The sequence below is a fragment of the Virgibacillus siamensis genome, from assembly GCF_039522605.1.
Lineage (GTDB): Bacteria > Bacillota > Bacilli > Bacillales > Amphibacillaceae > Lentibacillus > Lentibacillus siamensis.
This window is the reverse complement of sequence record NZ_BAAADS010000001.1, coordinates 483899-504373: the sequence shown is the minus strand read 5'-3', so window position 1 is coordinate 504373 and position 20475 is coordinate 483899. Positions and strand designations below refer to the sequence as shown.

The window sequence follows — 20475 nt, the reverse complement described above, 5'->3', positions numbered from 1 at the left end:
AATTTGTGTTTAGGTAATGAAAGCTTGAAGAATTTTTTCACTGAGGGTCATTCTTAAACAAATGTCCAGGTTTCTAAAAATTAATCGAAGGAGATGAGTGTGGTGAGGATTGGAAAAGTCATAGGATTGTTTCTCTGTTTCACTTTGGTATTTTCAGGTTTTATTAATCTGAGCCATTTTAGTCCTGTACAAGCTGCTGATCATTTATTGCTGGACTATTCTGTGGATCGTTCATTTAACGGATCCGGTGATTATGTGGATAAAACAGCTGATTTAGATAAGGTTAAAGATTTAACACACGGATCTATTATGGTCAGATTCAAATCAAATAGTAATCGAGTTGCTAAAACTTTTTTCAGTGCATCGGATAAAAATGACCCATCAAGCAATCTATCGTTTACCATGAATAATGGCGCCGTATACTTTGAAAATCGTGAAAATGGCTCCTATGCGACAAGACTAGGCGCCCATGGTTCATTTAATGATGGGAAATGGCATACTGCTGTGCTTACAGTAGGGGATAATGGTACAAAGATTTATGTAGACGGTAACCAAAAGGCTTCCAGCGATTCAATGGCATTTTTCAGTAATGTGTCAGGACTGGATGGCATGTGGGTTGGAAAAAACGTTGATAACAATGGCGGGCAGTGGTATTACAAAGGTGATATTGACACTGTGCAGATTTATGATGCCGCACTTACGGCTGAACAAGTGAAAGCGTTAAGTGATGATTCAGAAGATCAAGTGACAAATGGTTTCTATAAAGAAAAGATTTTATTTAATGTAAACGATGACAAAGGATATGCTCAATATCGAATACCGAGCATCTCAGTAACTTCCAACGGTACGATTCTTGCTGTGGCAGAAGCACGGACAGGTGGTGATCAAACACCCACGGATCTTGTCCTGCGGCGAAGTACAGATGGTGGGGAAACTTTTAATGAACAAGAAATTTTAGCCCCTGGTGTAGCAAACGGGAATGCTGAAATGAATCCGATGCTGCTTGCGGAAGATACCGGAAGTACTGTTCATTTAATATGGAGCCGCTGGGAATGGGGGAATGGTCAATATTTCATTCGAACCAGTACGGACCATGGAAAAACATGGGGACCGAAGAGGAACATCACGTACGCTCTGGATGCTTATAAAAACCCGGAAAGTCCCAAATATTTTCCGAATTTAGCGGGCGCTGGTATGGGACCCGGACATGGCTTTCAAATGTCCAATGGAGCTCTTGTTGTTCCGATATATTTAACAACTAGTGGCTGGGGTAACAGTACAGTTGCTTATATTTATAGTAAGGATGGAGGTGAAACATGGAAGGCGGGGCCTAAAGTTCCAAATCCAGGTAAATTTTCAAAAATACATGAGAATATGATGGTCGAAACCAATGACGGTGGATTAATGACAAATATGCGGACACCGGGTACTGACTATAGGTCGGTATCGACGACTCCTGGTTTAAATCAGCCATGGACGAGACCTGTTTCCGATACAAATTTGATCGATCCAATCAATCAGGCGAGTTTAGCAAGATATGATAAAGATACGATTTTGTTTACGAATACTGCAAGCACATCTTCACGAACAAACCTGACCATTCGCATGAGTAATAACGACGGTAACTCCTGGTTTAAATCTAAAGAGATTTATGGAGGACTGGCAGGATATTCGGATCTTTTCGTTGGACCGGACAAAACGATTTATATGCTTTACGAAAAACCTCAAGGAAGCAGAATAGCACTGGCTCGCTTCAACAAAGATTGGGTTTTGGGATCATCCAATCTAAGATTGCAGGCTGAAAATAAAATAAAGTCCGGTCAGACGACGGAAGTCAGTGCAACATTTACGAATTACAGTCAAAAGGTTGAGAAGGATGTCAATATAAAGCTGAACGCTCCTTCGGGATGGACGATTGAACCGACCTCCGAAACAAATTTTTCACAAGTGAGTCCGAATGAAAAGGTGACGGTGACTTGGAATGTTACGCCGAAGAAAGGTGCTGATCCGGTAAAATACCAACTTAAAGCGAACGCATCTTACATGTTAAATGGTGGGGAAATGAATAAAACTGCCTCCACAAAGATCAAAATTCTTCCGGAGGTTCCTACTCTAACATCCTATTTGAGTGATCTTGGCTGGGTCAATGCAACGAATGGCTGGGGCCCTGTAGAACGGGATATGAGTGTTGGTGGGAGCGGTTCTGGAGACGGAAACACGCTGACCATCAACGGAAAAACATTTGAAAAAGGACTTGGTGCACACGCATATTCAAAGATTAACTATATATTGGATGGGAACTTTTCAAAATTCACGGCCCAGGTAGGAGTGGATGATGAAATGGCACCGAACAGTGCTGCAAGTGTCGTATTCCAAGTTTGGGGAGATGGTGAAAAACTTTATGACAGCGGTGAAATGACGGGGGCGGATGATGCAAAATCCGTTGAAGTGAACATTGCAGGTGTAAATAAACTTGAATTAGTGGTCACAGACGGAGGAAATGGGAATGGAAGTGACCATGCAGACTGGGGCGCTGCCAAAATCATCGCTGATGACGATGCAACAGATAATACTGCTCCTAAACTGATCACAAAGATGAATGGTCAGGCACTTGAAAATGAAGTAACTGTAGCTGATTCAGAAACGGTGGATTTCACGTGGGAGACAATTGATGAAGGAAGCGGCCTGGAAAGCGTATTCGCCAAATTTGATGGTGAAACATACAAAGAAGGTTCATCTATTAATCTGGCAGGTAAGCCTGGTACGCATGAACTGGTTGTGACTGCAGAGGACAACGCAGGAAACACACAGGAAAAAAACTATACCATTCACGTGACAACGAGTGCAGCTGATATGAAAACGCTTGTTAAACGCTTCAAGGAAGACGGGGCGTTTGCAAATGATCAAGCTGCCCGTGCTTTGCGTACCCATTTAATTTCCGTCAATCAATATGTGGAAGAAAAATCAACCGACAAAGTTATCAAGCATATGAAAGGTTTTAAAACACTGCTTCGCTATCAAAAGGAAAATGAATTACTCACTGAAGAGGCGTATCAGGTTTTTAAGGCGGATGCGGATTATGTGCTTAAGAAGTGGAAACAGTAGTTTTTTAGCAGTATAAATAATTCCCTTGTGGCAAGGGTAAGTAACTTGCCACAGGAGGAGAATTAGCTTAGTTACAGAGGGGGGGTTGAAAACAGGAACTACTGTCAAATAGGATGTGCTGCGATGCTTGACAGGCAAAATTTAAAGGGATTTATTTTTATCAGATTGGAGGATTGAATAATGAAAAAGGTTTCTGCGGTAATGTTAGCTTTCATTTTGTTGATCGCAACCGAAAGTAATTTTAACCCAAACAAAGTTTCTGCCGAAGAAGCTAGTTATGTACACATCACGAATGACAAAGTGAAAATTGGCAATGGCTCGATTCAGCGCGTAATCGATGTTTCCGATTCAAAATTGAATACAAAGTCTGTTTTAAATAAAAGAATTGATATGAAGCTTGTTCCCCAGGAAGGCTCAGAGGATTTTTCCATTCATTTAGTTCCCGAGCAGTCATCCAAAAAAAGGGGGAATACCATTAATGCAAGTGATTTAACGGTGAAAAAGGTTAAAGAGCTGGATTATGAATCAGGCTCAAAAGTCCAGTTTATCTTTGAGGATTTTGAAAAAAATAACTCGGTCTGGTCCATTAAATATAACGTTTTTGTGGAAGATAAAGACCCATATTTGCGCAGTAACTTAAACATTTCATCTTCCAATAAGAACGTGAAGGTTGACTATATTGATGCAGAAAGATTTGTTTTACCTGATGATGTGAAAGGCTTATTTCATCATCCGCCTTTAAGTGAAATATCTTCTATGTGGATTGGCAAACATGAATTGGTTCTGGGGCAGCCCATATATGCCAATGGAATGTTTTTTGGGTCTGAATTTCCCGCTTCAGCCACAAATGTAGTCGATGATACGATGAAAATCAGGTATTATTCGGGTAAAGACTTTGCGAAATTGGAGGAAGACAATCAGCTGAATAACGATGGCAGTTTTACAACATGGAACAGTGTCATTGGGGCTGCGAATGGAACAAAAGAAGACGTTGTGCAAACGGCATTGTTCGACTATATTGAAAATATTGCAACGAAAACGGAATTCAGAGTCCAGTATAATTCCTGGTATGACAATATGCTGAACATTACCGATGAAAGTATTAAAAAATCATTCTATGGCACCGAAAAGCACTTGAGCAAAAATGGTGTGGAGCCGTTGGATGCCTATGTGGTGGATGATGGATGGAATGCTTATGAGACGGCAGATGCTAATGGCAATGAATCAAATTCGCCGTATAACAACAAAACCGGTTTCTGGGAGTTTAACAGCAAGTTCCCGAATGAAATGTATCCGGCAAGCGCGATGGCTGAAAAGTTTGGTTCAACATTTGGTCTGTGGCTTGGTCCACAAGGCGGGTATAACTATTTTGCCGGATTTGCGGAGTTTCTTGAAAAACGCGGGACAGCACATGCAACAAATGATTATTGGAAAGCAATTGATGTTGGCTCCCGGACATATTTGAATAACCTGGAAAAGCTGTTCCTGGATTATCAGGAAAGATTTGATATCAGCTATTGGAAACTGGATGGGTTCGCTCTCCGCCCGTCAACTGATAAAAATAACAATCATATGGTCGGCGGAAATCACAATATGTACTATACCTCAGATTTATGGGAAGGCTGGATTGATGCATTTGAAGCTATGAGGCAGGAGCGGAAAGCAGAAGGAAAAGAGCTGTTTTTAAATTTGACAAGCTATGTGAATCCGAGCCCATGGCTGCTGCAGTGGGGAAACACTGTATGGCTGCAGGATTCCGGAGACATCGGCTTTCTTGATAAGTATGGTGGATCACAGGCAGATCAACTAATCTCTTACAGGGACAATGTTTATTTTAACATCTTTAAGAAAAACAACCTGCAGTTTCCGTTAAAAAATGTGTATAATCATGATCCTGTTTACGGCGTTTCGGCAAATGTGGATTTTACCGATAAAGATTTCAGAAACTATTTGATGATGAATGCAACAAGAGGCACTGCCTTTTGGGAACTGTACTTTTCACCAAGTATCATGAATGAAGAGAAATGGAAGATAACTTCTGATGTTCTGGATTGGGCTGAAAGCAACCATGATATATTGGAGAACGCAAAATTATTCGGAACACGACCTGATCAAGGAGGCGTATACGGCTATTCCAGCTGGAATAATGGTGAAGGGATTGTCTCCTTCAGAAATGCAGGAAATAAAAAGCAGACTTATCAATTAACATTAAATAATGTCGCAGGGGTTTCAGAAGACTTGAAAAACGCCAAAATGGTGCAGATCATGCCAAGAGTGAAAGAAACAGATCCTCAAATAGTCAGTTATGGTGATACAATCGAAGTAACCTTGGATCCGCACCAGGCGAAAATCTTTCAATTTACCACCAAGGATACGGAATCTCCAAAAGTAGATTCAGTAAAAAACATTGATAAGAAAACGATCAGGGTCAAGTTTTCTGAACGGATTTAAAATCCGGATTTCAAGGTGAATGGACAGGCTGCAGAAGGAGATATTCAGGCTGACTACCGGACAGTTTTAGTTACTTCTCCTGAGCCGTTACAAGAAGAAAACATGCTGGATATCCTTGTGGAAAACATTTGGGGTGATGCTGCTCAGATAACCAAGGATTTTCTGTATCATGAAGACCGCTATGCAGCCAAATTATTTAAGAAAAAGGATCTCGTGAATGGCGATGATCTGAACAGTGTGCATTTTGACGTGCCAGATCTGGACCTGTTCAACATTGAAAACAAAACGTACAAATTTGCTGATCAAGCGCCATTGACCGGTAAAACTGATTTTTCAATTTCTCTTAAACTGAGAACTGCTAAGGAAAATCAGACTATTTTAGAACAGGAATGCGCATATTCGCTGGCAATCGATGAAAATGGTTATCTGAATTTCACGGTTGGCGACGTTACGGTGAATTCTAAGTCAAGAGTAACGACTGTTGATGAGAAGGCTTCAGGAACTTTTGGCACGGAAGAGTATCAGCCGACAACCACCAATCAAACCGAAAAAGTAAAAGTTAATGACGGTAATTTGCACGATGTGAAAGCGGTAAGAGAAGCTAATGGCCTGCTGAAGATTTATGTTGATGGAAAACTGCTAGCATCTAAATATGTAAAGAATGAGTTTTCACTGCCAAAAGGAGAGATAACGCTTGGCGGGGAAGAAACGACTATGCAGGCAGCGGAAGTGGAAATAAAAAACAAATCTATTCCTTACGACGAAGCACAAAAATCTTTTGAAGAATTGAAGTTGATAGAGGGATATAGAAGTTTGGACAGGACTGGATATAAAGCATATGCAGATTCCGAAGAGCTGAATACCGGGAATTATGAAGGACCTGTCGAAAATGTGCTGGACGGAGATAAATCTACATGGTGGCACACGCAGTACATTGGAAGCCGGCCAACTGTACCCCATTGGATAACTATTGAAATGCCGGAAGTAAAGCCTGTTGATGCTTATAAATATGTGAGCAGAAACGGCAATGGCGATGTCAAATCGTATAAACTGCAGATATCTGATACAAACAAAGACGGTAGCTGGACAACGATTAAATCCGGCATCATGAAAGATAGTGGCAGCACACTGATAGAATTTGATGAGCCGGTGGAAGCGAAATATTATCGACTGTACATCACAGAGACATATGGAAACCCCCTGGATACATTTGCAGCGGCTGCTGAAATTAAACTTTATGAAAAAATCGAAGGGACATCTGATTTTTCGGAGCTGGCGCAGCCATATGAGGAAATAACAAGTATAAATGAGGCTATTTATACGGATGAAAGTCTGGAGAATTCCGGGTTCAATGCCTTAAAGGAACAAATCAAAAAGGTGTTTCGCAATCCGAATTCGACCCAGCAAAAGATCGATGAAGCTGTTTTATACTTCAATAAAAACTATGAAGCTATTTTGGATAAACTGGTGAAAAAGTCAGATGAAGACGACGATACACCACCTGCAATAAACGCAGTAATGAACGGTAAAAAGCTGGATGAAAAAATAAGTGTCCCTGATTCGGAAACGGTACAATTCTCCTGGAAGGCAAAAGATAAAGGAAGCGGTTTGGCGAATGTATCTGCAGAATTTGATGGTGAGACCTATAAGGAAGGTTCGTCTATTAATCTGGCAGGCAAACCCGGTGAACATAAACTGGTTGTGACCGCGGAAGACAAAGCGGGAAACACCCGGAAAGAAACCTATAAAATCCAGGTAACGACCAGTGCTTCGGACATGAAAAAACTGGTTGAGCAGTACGAAAAAAATGAGGAGATAAAAGGTGATGCTGCCCATAAACTGAGCCTTCAGCTGATTACAGTAAGGATTTTCGAGAAAGAAGATGCAGCCGACAAAGTCATTAAACACTTAAATGGCCTTAACGTGTTAATGGGAAGGTTGAAAAAGGATGATTCAATCACAGAGGAAGTATATAAAACGCTGCAGGCAGATGTTGATTATTTAATAAATAAATATCAATAATTGGGTTTTTGGCGATGGATTAGAAGACCAGGCATTACCGCAATGTACGTAAGGATATAACCAACTATTAAATGATAGAATATGGTACTAGAGGGGATAAGTTATACGATCAGATAAAGGAAGTTGCGAAGGCGCATAAAATGTTTACTGAGTATGAGTGACATGCGTTTGATATTGGATAAATCTGCACTTTGTTGTGCAGATTTATTTTGTTTGAAGACATTTTATTCGGTCATACAAATGTTTTGTCAATACAGATGAAAACCTTAAAGAATAATTAGATCCTGAAAAAATGCGCCACGCTTGCCCTGAATGTATGTAGTTGGGTCTCCCTATTATATATAGTTACATTGTTCTATTCGTAAATAAAATTTCAGGACTTTCGTATTAAAACTATTATCCTAATTTATTGAAAAATCAAATAATGAGCAATTTCTCTAAAAGAATTAGCAACATTTATATTGTGAAAACGCTTGAATTAACGATAATCTTGACGTGTAATAGCGTCAGGGAAGGGCAAAATCAGATGGAAATCTACGAGTTTTTCGAATGAAAGGAGGTGAATTTGTCGTACTGTGTTCTTTCCTTTCCATTAAACTATCAATCAAAAGGGAGGTAAAGGAAGCGTGAATAAAAAGCTTGTACAAAAAACATGCATTGTGTTTCTGGCATGTATGTTATTGATACCCTATTCATTCACTAATGTTATTCCTTCAGCTAATGCAACTGGCGCATCGGAAACGAATACAGCTGATGGAAACAAAAATCAGGGTGAAGTTGACACCATGGGCAGCTATCAAACTAAAGTTACGGATGAAAACCTTGAAGAAGGCGATTTTACAATTATTCAAGGTGATGGAACGCTCACATATAATGATGATGGTTCTGTAACGTTTGGTGTCACGTCAAACGGGAAAAATAAAATTGTCTACAATAACATGGAAAAAATGAAGAATGGCACCTTTGAGGCGGATATTACACCAGATACAGACTTGAATCGATTTGGTGTTATTTATCGTGTACAGGACTCATCCGCATATTCCTATGTTGGAACAGGCGATCAAAACAATCAGTATTTCCATGAAATTTTTGGGCCGAACAATAAATGGACGTCGATGACAAAGGGAATCCCATTGAAGGCTGGGCAGACATACCATTTGCGTATCCGGTTTATCGATAATTCGGCAACGTTGTATATTAATGATGAAAAAATGGGATCCTGGTCGCAATCAGGCGGTGTGGATAAAGCTGGTTTAATCGGGCTGGAGAAGAGCCGCGGCGCCGCGAATATTACCATCTCAAATGTAAGCATCACAGAATACACCCCTCCGGAGCCACCAAATACGGAGCCGGTAAAAACTACATTAAGCTCAGACTATATGGATGTCACGATTGATGAAGTATTTCCTCGTGTCATTAAATATAAAGTCGACGACCGGGTCATGAACGGACAAACGTCTCCTGTTTATGGTTTGAAGGTCAATAATATGCTTTACTACCCTGAAGTAAGTTTTGAAAAAGTCAGTGATAGCGAAGCGAAATATACGTTAAAAGTAAAAGATGAATTCGCCGGTCTTGACGCTGAATTTACCCTTTCATTAAAAGTTAAAGATAACAAAGTTGTTTACAGCTTTGATGACATCACGAACAATGGCGATGCAGCTATTGAAAAGATTAAGTTTGCTGATATGAATTTTATCTCGGTCAATGCATCCCAGTCTGGTGCAAAGGCTAAACTTGCGAATCTCAGTAGTGACGTGACCAAACCGGGAGATGTCAGTGTGAAGGTCGATTCCTCGATGGAGAAAATCGGGTCTTCCAAAGGGTACTATACAGCCTTTTTGTCAACGGACGAATTAAGTGCAGGTGTATGGTCAAGCTCGGAAGTGAATGGTTATTATAAGTTACTTGCCAACCGATATGAAAATGAAAATGGTGACAAAGCGATGGGAATCGGATCAAATTCTCTTTTCTATCACAGGGGGTTTATGCCAGAACCATCGTCCAATAAACCTGTTGTAAAGATTGCTCTTGCTAAAGATATTAACAATGACAATACAGTTGACTGGCAGGATGGTGCGATTGAATACCGAGATATTATGCAGGACATAAAAGGCTGGAAAAATGTGAACAATCTTGTTGGCTACCGGATTGCAATGAACTTTGGATCACAGGCACAGCAGCCATTTTTAAAAACACTGGATAATATTAAAAAGGTAGCCCTTTCGACCGATGGGTTAGGACAGGCTGTTCTTTTAAAAGGATATGCAAGTGAAGGACATGACAGTGCGCATCCGGATTATGGCGATGTCGGCGAGCGTATGGGTGGCAAAGAAGATTTAAATACCCTTATTCAAAAGGCGCACAACTTTAATAGTGAAATTGGCGTCCATATTAACGCTCAGGAAGCATATCCGGAAGCAGATGCTTTCAGTGAAAAATTAATAAACGGACCACAAGCAAAAGGCTGGGGCTGGCTGGATCAGGCATATACCATTGATAAAATATGGGATTTGGCTTCCGGTTCACGAGCCAAACGACTGGATAAATTAGATGCTGTTGCACCAGGTCTTGATTTTATTTACCTTGATGTTTGGTATCAAGATCAGTGGGAGTCCAATCGAGTAGCTGAACAGCTTATGGAAAGAGGCTGGAGAGTGTCAACAGAGTTCGGAACAGCAATACCGAACTATTCGACATGGCAGCATTGGGCTGTTGATAAGAATTATGGCGGTCCGGAAAGTAAAGGAATTAATTCAACGGTATTGCGGTTTATCAGTAATCACCAAAAAGATTCATGGGTATTGAACTGGCCAGAAGCGGGCGGTACCGCAGATCACCCACTGCTGGGCGGATTCCAACTGGCAGGTTTTGAAGGCTGGCAGTCGGACAAAAACTATGATCACTTTATCCGCAAGACTTTTAATGTCAATTTGCCAACCAAATTTTTGCAAAAATATTATATCACCGATTGGGAAAAGACAGAAGGAGATCCAACCAAAACGAATCTTTCGAAGCGGATTTCGTTAAAAGATCCAAGTAATGGAGACAAGGTAGTTGTTACAAGAAAAGATAATTCAAGGGAACGGATCATCACCTTGAATGGCAATGTTGTTCTGGATGGCCACAAGTATCTGATACCTTGGGTCGAACAGGATTTTGACACACCTACACCTGACTCCAATAAGCTTTACCATTGGAATGCAGAGGGCGGTGAATCAACTTGGACACTTCCAGATGAATATCAGGGAGTCTCCAGTTTGAAAGTGTATAAGCTTACCGATCAAGGCAGAGAAGACATGCAGGAAGTGGAAGTGGTTAACAACAAAATCACCTTAGATGCAGAAGCTGAAACGCCGTACGTTATTGTTAGAGAAGGCATTGAAGGTCCGGAAGTTGATGAATGGAGCACAGGCAACCATACTCACGATTCCGGGTTTAATACAGGAACAGTGGACGACAAATTCACAAAAATTGAAGGAGATAAAGAATCTGTCAGTGTGAAGCGCACCAGTAAAAATGGTGATGCCCGCAATTTGAGCAGTGGTGACTATTATTTGAATATTGATAGTCCTTCCAAGAAAACGAAGGTAAGCAGAACACTGACCGATTTGGAGCCAGGTAAAGATTACGTCGCTGAAGTATATGTTGAAAATAAAAGTGATGCAAAAGCTTCGATTTCTGTCACAGGCGGGGAAGAAGATGTGAGTAATTTTACCTTGCGCAGTCTGCAAAAGAATTATGTTAAAGCAGATTCACATGCGACAAACGACGGTTACAACAGTAAAATGCAACGGATGCAAGTAAGTTTTACAGCGAAAAATGATACGGCGAAGTTAACACTCAGCCGAGAAGCTGGCGAAGGGAATACTGAATTTGACGACATCCGGATTGTTCAAAAATCGTTGAATAATTATGTTTCAGACAACGTCTTTAAGCAGGATTTCGAAACGGTTGTTCAGGGAATTTATCCGTTTGTGATTGGAAATACAGAAGGTGTACAGGATAACCGGATCCATTTATCTGAACTCCATGCACCATACACCCAAAAAGGATGGGCAGGTAAGATAGTAGATGATGTGATTGATGGAAACTGGTCATTGAAGGTGAATACCGGAGCAAACGGGTTGGTGTACCGGACTATACCACAGCATTTTCACTTTGAACCGGGTGCAACTTACAAAGTGAGCTTTGATTACCAGACCACAGCTGATTCGTACCGGTTTATTTCCGGCAACCAGGCAATTGATGTCCATCAAATTAAGAATGCAAAAGGTTTAACAACGAATAAATTGTTGTCTTCGTCTACTGAAACAAAAACAGCGGAGTTTATGATTACTGGTTCTGAAAATGGACAAACCTATATTGGCATTTTTAATGATGGAACTACAGTTAATATGCACACGGGAGAAGGTACATTTATTCTGGATAATTTGCGGATTAAAAAATTTGCAGTGTCGAATGTATCTGATTTGAAAACGCTGGTTGACCAGTATGATGAGTCTGGAGCATTTGAAAGTGATGATGCAGTCCATGCGTTGAAACTTCACCTAACCGCAGTTGAACGGTATGAAAAGGTTGAAGATACAGGCAAAGTTGTTAAGCATTTAAAAGGATTTAAGAAGTTGCTTAATTATCAAAAAGAAGAAGGGCTTATAACGGATAAAGCCCACAGTTCGCTTATATCAGGTACAAACAAGTTAATTAAAGAATGGCAATAGGTGACGCTTTATGCGTCCCTGTGCCGGACAGAATTCTATTAATCTAAAGGAGGATATCAATGGGGATTAAAAAGAAATTAGGATTAGGTGTTATGTCAGCAGCTTTAGGTGTGTCATTGCTTACAGGAGGTACTTATGCATATTTCAGTGATAGCGAGCAAACAAACAATACGTTTGCTGCTGGTACATTGGATCTTGCCGTTGAACCTACCCAAATTATCGATGTGGGTAATTTGAAACCGGGTGATTACGTTGTTCGTGACTTTGAATTGAAAAATAGCGGCACATTGGATATTGAAAAAGTGCTTCTGAATACGGATTACCAGGTGATCGATGCAGAAGGTAACAACACGGGTGATTTCGGAAAGCATATTCAGGTAGAGTTTTTGTACAATGCCGATAAGCTGGATGAGGTTATTTATAAGACAACATTGGCAGATTTGAAAGGGATGTCTCCAGAGGCAGTCAGTAAGGAAGTTTTCAGTCCGGCTCTTGGTGAGGGAGGACTGCCTTCCGGTGAGCTCGATGATTTGGTGGTTAAATTCAAGTTTGTCGATAATGGCGAAGAACAAAATCAATTTCAGGGTGACTCACTGGAACTGCAGTGGACATTTAATGCCAAGCAGGAAGCTGGCGGCGAAAAGTAATTGAAGGTACAGGGAGAGAGAAATAATTTTCTCTCTCCTGATTTATAAACTGATTTATTAACATGATTCCCGAATCTATGAAGGGAGGCAAGACCTATAAATGAAAAATGGTAGTCAATATTTTCTGCTAAAAGTTATGTTCTTTTTATTTTTGTGTTTGGCTTTACTACAAGGTACTGCATTTGCTACAGGAGAAAAATCAACCGAAGCCACTATTAAACATACAATCAATCAGCTGAATTATTATCATAATTCATCAGACTTACAATCCCCCCTTTATACGCAGTTGAAAACTGATTTATATGAAGCCACTCAACATAAGAAAAATGGCGAATTAATGTTGTTGGATACATTACAATCGTCATTTGATACAGAAAGTGCAAAGAATGCATTGGAACGTCTCGTTGGCAAGGAGTGTGCAAAACAAATTGCACTTAAAGCTGTAGATAAAAACAATGGAAAAGATCACTTTATTATTAAAAAAGGACCAAATGAAAATGGCATGAAAAATAGAGTTTTGATAAAAGGATCAAGCTCATCTGCATTGTTAACAGGTTTTAACTGGTATTTAAAATATGTGGCACATGCCAATATTTCATCGAACGGTGAACAGCTGAATTTACCTGAAAAGCTCCCTGTTCCAACATCCGCTATTAAAAAAGAAGCAAATGTTTCTAATCGCTTTGCCCTTAATGATACAGATCAAGGTTATACACAACCATATGCGGACTGGGATTATTGGGAACGCAAGATTGATGTTTTAGCACTTCACGGAATTAATAAAGTGCTCGTCTATCCAGGCCAGGAAGCAGTTTATAAGAAAACCTTTACTGAGTTTGGTTATACGGATAAAGAAATGCTTGAATGGATACCACAACCCGCACATCAATCATGGTGGCTTTTGCAGAATATGAGCAGTTTTCCTGATCCTATTTCCCAGGATGTAATCGATAAGCGTGTCAGATTAGGAAAAAAGATTGTTAAACGATTGAAGGAACTTGGAATGACACCTGTTTTTCCAGGGTATTTTGGGACGGTTCCTGCAAATTTTGAAGAGAAAAAACCTAATGCCAACGTGATTTCTCAAGGAACCTGGAGTGGTTTTCAACGACCGGGATGGCTGGATCCAACAAATGAACTATTCTCAAAGGTTGCAGCATCTTTCTATAAAAACCAGGAAGAACTGTTTGGAGAAACTACGATGTACAAAATGGATTTGCTGCATGAAGGTGGAACGGCTGGAGATGTTAATGTTCAAAAAGCTTCAAAGGCAGTACAAGATGCTTTGGAAAGGGCGCACTCTGATGCAATATGGGTGATTCTTGGTTGGCAGTCCAATCCACTAAAAGAAACGCTTAAAGCGATAGATCGCAATAAAATGCTGATTGTAGACGGTCTATCCGATCGCTACACTGGACTCAATCGGGAACAAGAATGGCTTGGAACGCCATATGCATTTGGCTCCATCTGGAATTTTGGCGGACATACTACAATGGGAGCAAATATGTCGGTATGGAATTCGACCTATTGGGATTGGCTAAATAAAACGAACAGCAAGCTATCGGGAATTGCTATAATGCCTGAGGCCAGTGACAACAATCCGGTAGCATTTGAATTTCTTGCTGAACTGGCATGGCGGGATGAACCAGTAAATCTTGATACTTGGTTTAGAAAATGGGCAGTACGCAGATATGGCGAAATAGATCAACATGCCATTAACGCTTGGCAATCACTTGCAAATAGTGCATATAGCATGCCAGCGAATGGCTGGAGCGAAGCACATGAAGGGTTATTTGGCGCTGAACCCAGTCTTTCAGCAAAAAATGCAGCTTCCTGGTCACCTACATCTTTGCGCTATGATCCGGCACGTTTGGCGAAAGCCCTTCCAGAACTTCTGAAGGTGAATCCATCTTTACGTACTAGCAGTGCATATCAGTATGATTTGATGGACGTTACTCGCCAGGTTATATCTAATCAAAGTCGCTTGTTGCTGCCAAAGATTAAAACTGCTTATAACGCACAAGACAAAGAAACCTTTAAACAGCTCAGTGATAAATGGCTGCATTGGATTAAACTATTAGATAAAGTTGTTGGAACTAATAAACAAACAATGCTTGGTCCGTGGCTTAATCAAATCAATTCATATGCTTCCAATGGAGCGGAAGCAGCTAAGCTTGAATATGACGCACGTACTCTTCTAACTATATGGGGGACCAGGGAAAGTTATAATGCAGGATTGAAAGATTATGCTAATCGGGAATGGCAAGGGCTTGTTGGCGACTACTACTATTCTCGTTGGAAGACCTATTTTGATTCACTGGAGAAGTCACTGCGAACCGATGAGAAACCAGAACCAATTGATTGGTATGCATTCGGTAAGAACTGGGCGAATAAAACCAATAATTATCCGCTTGAACCTAGTGGAGATATTTATGACATTGCCAACGAGGTCTATGATGAACTTTCCAGCAAATCGATTGCATATATGCAGGTTGATAGTGATAGTCCGGTAGTTTCCCCCAAGAAATCAACGACGGTATCAATAACGTTTACAAATCACAATATGTTCCAAGCTGCCAAGAACGTTGCCTTAGCATTAGAAACGCCAAATGGTATTAATGCTAAGCCATTAAGCGACGTTTCATCAGATTCGGTAAGTCCTGGTGAAACATTTACAGCTAAATGGGAGATTACTGCTTCTAATGAAAACAGCAGTAAACTTTTAGTAGATTTGAACGCTATTGGTACGTACACGATTAACAAAACTAATCAAGAAACAACAAGTGAAATTAGTTTGCTCGTTAAGAACCATGTGCAACCCCCATTAATGACAACATCATTTAATGATGCAATCTTCAGCCAAACGAACGAGCAATTTGCCATTTATGGTGGAGGAAATGATATGTGGGGGTACGTCAATGAATACGGTGCAATTTATAAAGACGATGCACTAAGTAGCGGAAAGACATTTACTACTAAAGTAACTTCGCAGGATTACACCGGTCCATGGGCACGTGCAGGAATTGTTGCACGCAATGACTTAACGAAACAAAAAGGTTCAGCAGGGTATTTAAATCTTGCAACAACTCCGGAGAATGGGTGTGTTCTAAGCTGGGATCACAATGGTGATGGAGTCCTTGATTCCTATAAAAATGTTCAAGTATTCTCTGCACCTGTATACCTACGACTAACGCGCGAAGGAACTACCTTTACAGGAGAGTGCAGTACGGATGGTGAAAATTGGACAATTGTCGGTGTGGTTGAAGTTCCGAGTGTTGCCGAAAAAGTTGATGCCGGGTTGTTTATGACAGCTGCAAATGGATCAAATGATACCAAAGGGATCGTTCAGTTTGAAGGTTTCTCAATTGAACCAATGATAACAAACGTCACCAATATGCAGAAACGGGTAACCTACTTCCGGGATGAAGGACAAATTGCAAGTGATAAAGCTGCACGTGCGTTAACAATGCATTTAACTTCTGTAGAACAGTTTGTAAATAAAAAAGAGAACGTCAAGATTATCAAACATTTAAAAGGGTTTAAAGTGTTGCTTGATTATCAAAAAGAAAGAAAGCTTATAACCGATAAAGCTTACAGTTCTCTAATGACGGGCACTGACGATTTAATTGAAAAATGGCAAAGGTGATGTATAACACGTTTATGCCCGAACAATTTAAAAAAGAAGGGCGGATAGTATGAAAAAAAGTTATATCGTTCTGTTTGTGCTGCTGCTGATTCTCACCCCTTTATCGTTAGTCGGAGCAAGTGGTGACGAATCAGGAGCAAAAAAGGCAGATAGTAATGACCGTTACTATGAAATTTACCCACTGCCACAACATGAAAAAGATCTCGGCACAGATTTTACCATAACGGAGGAAGTTAATGTTGTTGTGGGTGATTCGATTGATAAGCCGACAACAGATTTTCTTAAAGAAATTCTTGAATCAAAATCACTGGAGATTAATATCTCGGATCAAGTTGTCTCAGGTAAGACAAATATCCTGGTCGGTACGGAACACTCAGGAGGTTACGTGACTAGCTATATTAAGGAAAACGTGACGTATGATGAAACCGTGTTCGAGAAGATTGATCCTTACGTATTAACCATGGACAAAAAACTGGAAGATAAAGGCACCATTGCTATTCTGGGAAAAGATTCAGACGCTGCCTATTACGGCCTGGCCAGTCTGAAAATGATTTTGGACAGGATTCCGAATAGAAATATTCATTCTATGCTGTATGAGGATTTCTCTGATACCAAACGGCGTGGGTTTATTGAAGGTTTCTATGGTTTCCCATGGTCTCACGAATCCAGAATCAGTTTAATGCAATATGGCGGACAATTGAAAATGAACACCTATATATTTGGGCCAAAGGATGACCCGTATCATAACCGGAAATGGCGTGAACTGTATCCGGAAGATAAACTGGCCAAAATTGCGGAACTTGCTCAAGTCGGCAGCGAATCAAAAGTAGACTTTGTTTGGGCAATACACCCGGGTTTTAACATGATTAACTGGGATAAGTATGACCAGGAATTAGATACGCTGCTGGCTAAATTGGACCAGCTCTATAGTGCCGGGGTCAGACAGTTTGGTTTGTTTATGGATGATATTAACACGACGAAGGCACTGCAAAATAGGGAAAAGCACGTTAAGTTGATTACCGATGTGTCCAATTGGGTTCAATCAAAAGGTGATGTGAAACCGCTTATATATACACCGCCTTTTTATAATCAGGCCTGGACCGGCAATACAGGAAAGCCATACTTAAAAGCTTTAAGCAATACCCCGGAAAATGTAGAAATTATGTGGACGGGAAGTGGTGTTTTTGGAACCGTAAATCCGGAAGACATGGCATGGCCAAAGCAATTTACCGAGCGTGAGCCATTTGTCTGGCTGAATTGGCCGGTTAATGATTACGTCAATTCAGGTCTTTTTCTAGGCAAAGGAGAAGTTTTAAAAGAGGGAACGCACAACATTGCCGGGCTTGTTACCAACCCGATGGAACATGCCGAGTTATCGAAAATTGCGTTGTTTGCGGTAGCTGATTATGCATGGAATGTGGATGATTTTCATGCGGAACAAAGCTGGAAGGATTCGTTTAAATATGTTGCGCCGAATGCGGATTCTGAATTGCAGATTATTGCAAGTCATTTGAGCAGTCCTTCAACGAATAGGGGATATGATCTGGAAGAATCTGAATACATCAAGGAAGAACTGAAACAGTTTAAGCAAAAATTTAAGGCTGATGAACCTGTTGATGAAATTGGAACAAGTTTAATTGATGAATTCAATCGTGTGCTGGATGCGATTGAAGGGTTTAAGGAAAAAAGTACGAACGAGCAGATGCTTAAGGAGATTAAACCATGGTTGAATAGCTTGCGGGAAATAGTGCAAGCGGACAAACATGCAGTTAAATCTGTATTGGCGCTGCAGAATGAAGACGTGAATCTGGCATGGAAAGAGCTCGGAAAGGCAACAGGTGCAATGAAAAAATCCCAGACTTACACTGTTCCAAGGTTAAATGCATCGGATATAACAGTCGAAGCTGGAGCGAAGCGGTTGATTCCATTTGCTGATAAGCTGATTAGTCAATTACAGGCACAGATTGTAACAGCAATTGATCCTGATGCAACTGCCAATATTCCGATAACCTCTTACGAACGGCAGGACATGGGAAAAATGGTCGACGGGGATGAAGAGACATATGCATATGTCAAAATCATCCAGGAAAATGGTGACTGGTACGGTATTGATTTAGGCAAGAAAGTCAACGTAGACAACATCCGTATTTTACAAGGAAGAAATAACGGGGACCATGATATTTTTCAACGAGGGGTGCTGGAATACTCTGTTGACGGCGAAAACTGGAAAGCAATTGGCGATGAACGATCTGGTTATTTGATTGAAGAAAAGGATTTGAATGTCGAAGCAAGGTACGTCCGGTATCGTTTAACACATGCGGGAGTTCCCGGCGGTAAACCTGATTTGTGGACAGCAGTCAGGGAATTTACAGTTAATACAAACAAATCTGCTGAAAGTGTTTATACAAATGTGGAAGCATTAAAGGATACAGAAATTGAAGCAACGGAAAGGTCTGCCAAAATCTCTGACCTTAGTGACATTACGTTAAAACCCGGACAATATATCGGGATTTCGCTGCAAACAATCAGGAATATTAAAGATATTGCGCTGAAAAGCACCAATTCCAAGTTATCATTGGAAGTTTCCAACAATGGCGTCGAATGGGAAGAAATTACAACGGATTCTTTCCCGAACTTTGCTTATGTACGGCTGATTAACAATACAGAAAATGGTATAACCTTTGATTTGAGCAAGTTGTTGGTGAAGAAGAATGCATTTGCTGAACCAGTTGTAACCCATAATTATCCGAATATATATGCAGGCGAAATCGGGAATGTTTATGATGGTGATTTGAACAGTAAGGTATGGTTTGGCGGCATGCAGAATAAAGGCCGGTATGTTCAAGTTGACATGGGCGGTACTGTTGATGTGCATAATGTTGCCGTGGTTATCGATGAAGAAGAAGGGGATTATTTCAGAAAAGGTGAATTACAGGTTTCGACGGATGGTGAAACATGGAAGACGATTCATACTTTTGATCATCCTGAAAGCAGAAGCGGGAATTTCCCTGATCATGAATCACCGTTTCGGTATAAACGGGTCAAGCTAAATGATGCGGTACAGGCTAGATACATCAGACTGATTTCCACGGAGGATGCCAACAAATGGCTTGCTTTAAATGAAATCATCGTAAATGAAGGGAGCCTGAAACCTGGCACAGATGATTTAACCATTGAGGCGGACCCACAAGGTGTGGACGGTCATGAAGCATGGCGTGTTAAGGATCAAAAACTATCAACCTACTATATGCCTGCAGGAAATCAGGGCACTGGTTCTCTGAATTATAAACTGACGAAGGGAAACACACTTGAAGATGTGATTCTTTTGCAAAATCCGGATCACGTGTCCAATGCGGATGTTCTCATTCGTGATAAAGAAGGCTGGCATCAGGCTGGACAATTATCGAAAGCAATGCAAACCATTGATGTGTCATCTTTTGAACATGTACTGGAGATCAAATTGGAATGGAAAGGTGCAACAATACCACAGATCCATGAGATTATCCCAGTTGAAAAACAAGTTCCGGATGTTGACAGCGTTCAGGATATTAAAGCATTGGTGAAGCAATTTGCAAACGATGGCGCATTTGAAGATGAGCAGGCGGTGCATGCATTAACGGTTCATTTGACAGCCGTTTATCGATACGAAAAGCAAGAAAACGCAACAAAAGTAGTGAAACATATGAAAGGGTTTAAAACACTGCTTGATTATCAAAAAGAAAATCAGCTAATTGGGGAAAAGGCGTATGAAACGCTTTCCATCGTATCGGATTCGTTTATTGAACAATGGCAGTAGGATGACTCGCCAGAAGCAGGGTTTCTATCTGCATCCGGTATCATCCGGAATCTGTCGTTCAAATATTAAGCTCAATAGAGCGGAAAG

At 40.6% G+C, this 20475-nt stretch carries 7 protein-coding genes; all 7 read left to right on the top strand.

Translation table 11 applies throughout. The features are described from left to right. Positions 1 to 102 precede the first annotated feature (102 nt). Positions 103 to 3105, top strand: coding sequence for an NPCBM/NEW2 domain-containing protein (locus ABD010_RS02375; protein WP_343809923.1), 3003 nt, complete (start codon positions 103 to 105; stop codon positions 3103 to 3105). A 180-nt stretch (positions 3106 to 3285) separates the two neighbouring features. Continuing rightward, positions 3286 to 5556, top strand: a complete 2271-nt coding sequence (locus ABD010_RS02370) for an alpha-galactosidase (RefSeq protein ID WP_343809921.1) — start codon at positions 3286 to 3288, stop codon at positions 5554 to 5556. Positions 5557 to 5571: 15 nt separating this feature from the next. Beyond that, positions 5572 to 7578, top strand: a complete 2007-nt coding sequence (locus ABD010_RS02365) for a discoidin domain-containing protein (protein WP_343809919.1) — start codon at positions 5572 to 5574, stop codon at positions 7576 to 7578. Between the two features lie 626 nt (positions 7579 to 8204). Beyond that, entirely contained in the window at positions 8205 to 12299 is a 4095-nt protein-coding gene (locus tag ABD010_RS02360) for an endo-alpha-N-acetylgalactosaminidase family protein (protein ID WP_343809916.1), read from the top strand. 59 nt (positions 12300 to 12358) lie between these two features. After that, positions 12359 to 12946, top strand: coding sequence for a TasA family protein (locus tag ABD010_RS02355; RefSeq protein WP_343809914.1), 588 nt, complete (start codon positions 12359 to 12361; stop codon positions 12944 to 12946). Positions 12947 to 13046: 100 nt separating this feature from the next. Further along, the gene (locus tag ABD010_RS02350; protein ID WP_343809912.1) at positions 13047 to 16592 is read left to right on the top strand and encodes an alpha-N-acetylglucosaminidase; all 3546 of its coding nucleotides are present in this window, start codon (positions 13047 to 13049) and stop codon (positions 16590 to 16592) included. 49 nt (positions 16593 to 16641) lie between these two features. Continuing rightward, positions 16642 to 20388 carry a glycoside hydrolase family 84 protein gene (locus ABD010_RS02345; protein WP_343809910.1) on the top strand — a complete coding sequence of 1249 codons (3747 nt, stop codon included), beginning with the start codon at positions 16642 to 16644 and terminating at the stop codon, positions 20386 to 20388. Positions 20389 to 20475 lie beyond the last annotated feature (87 nt).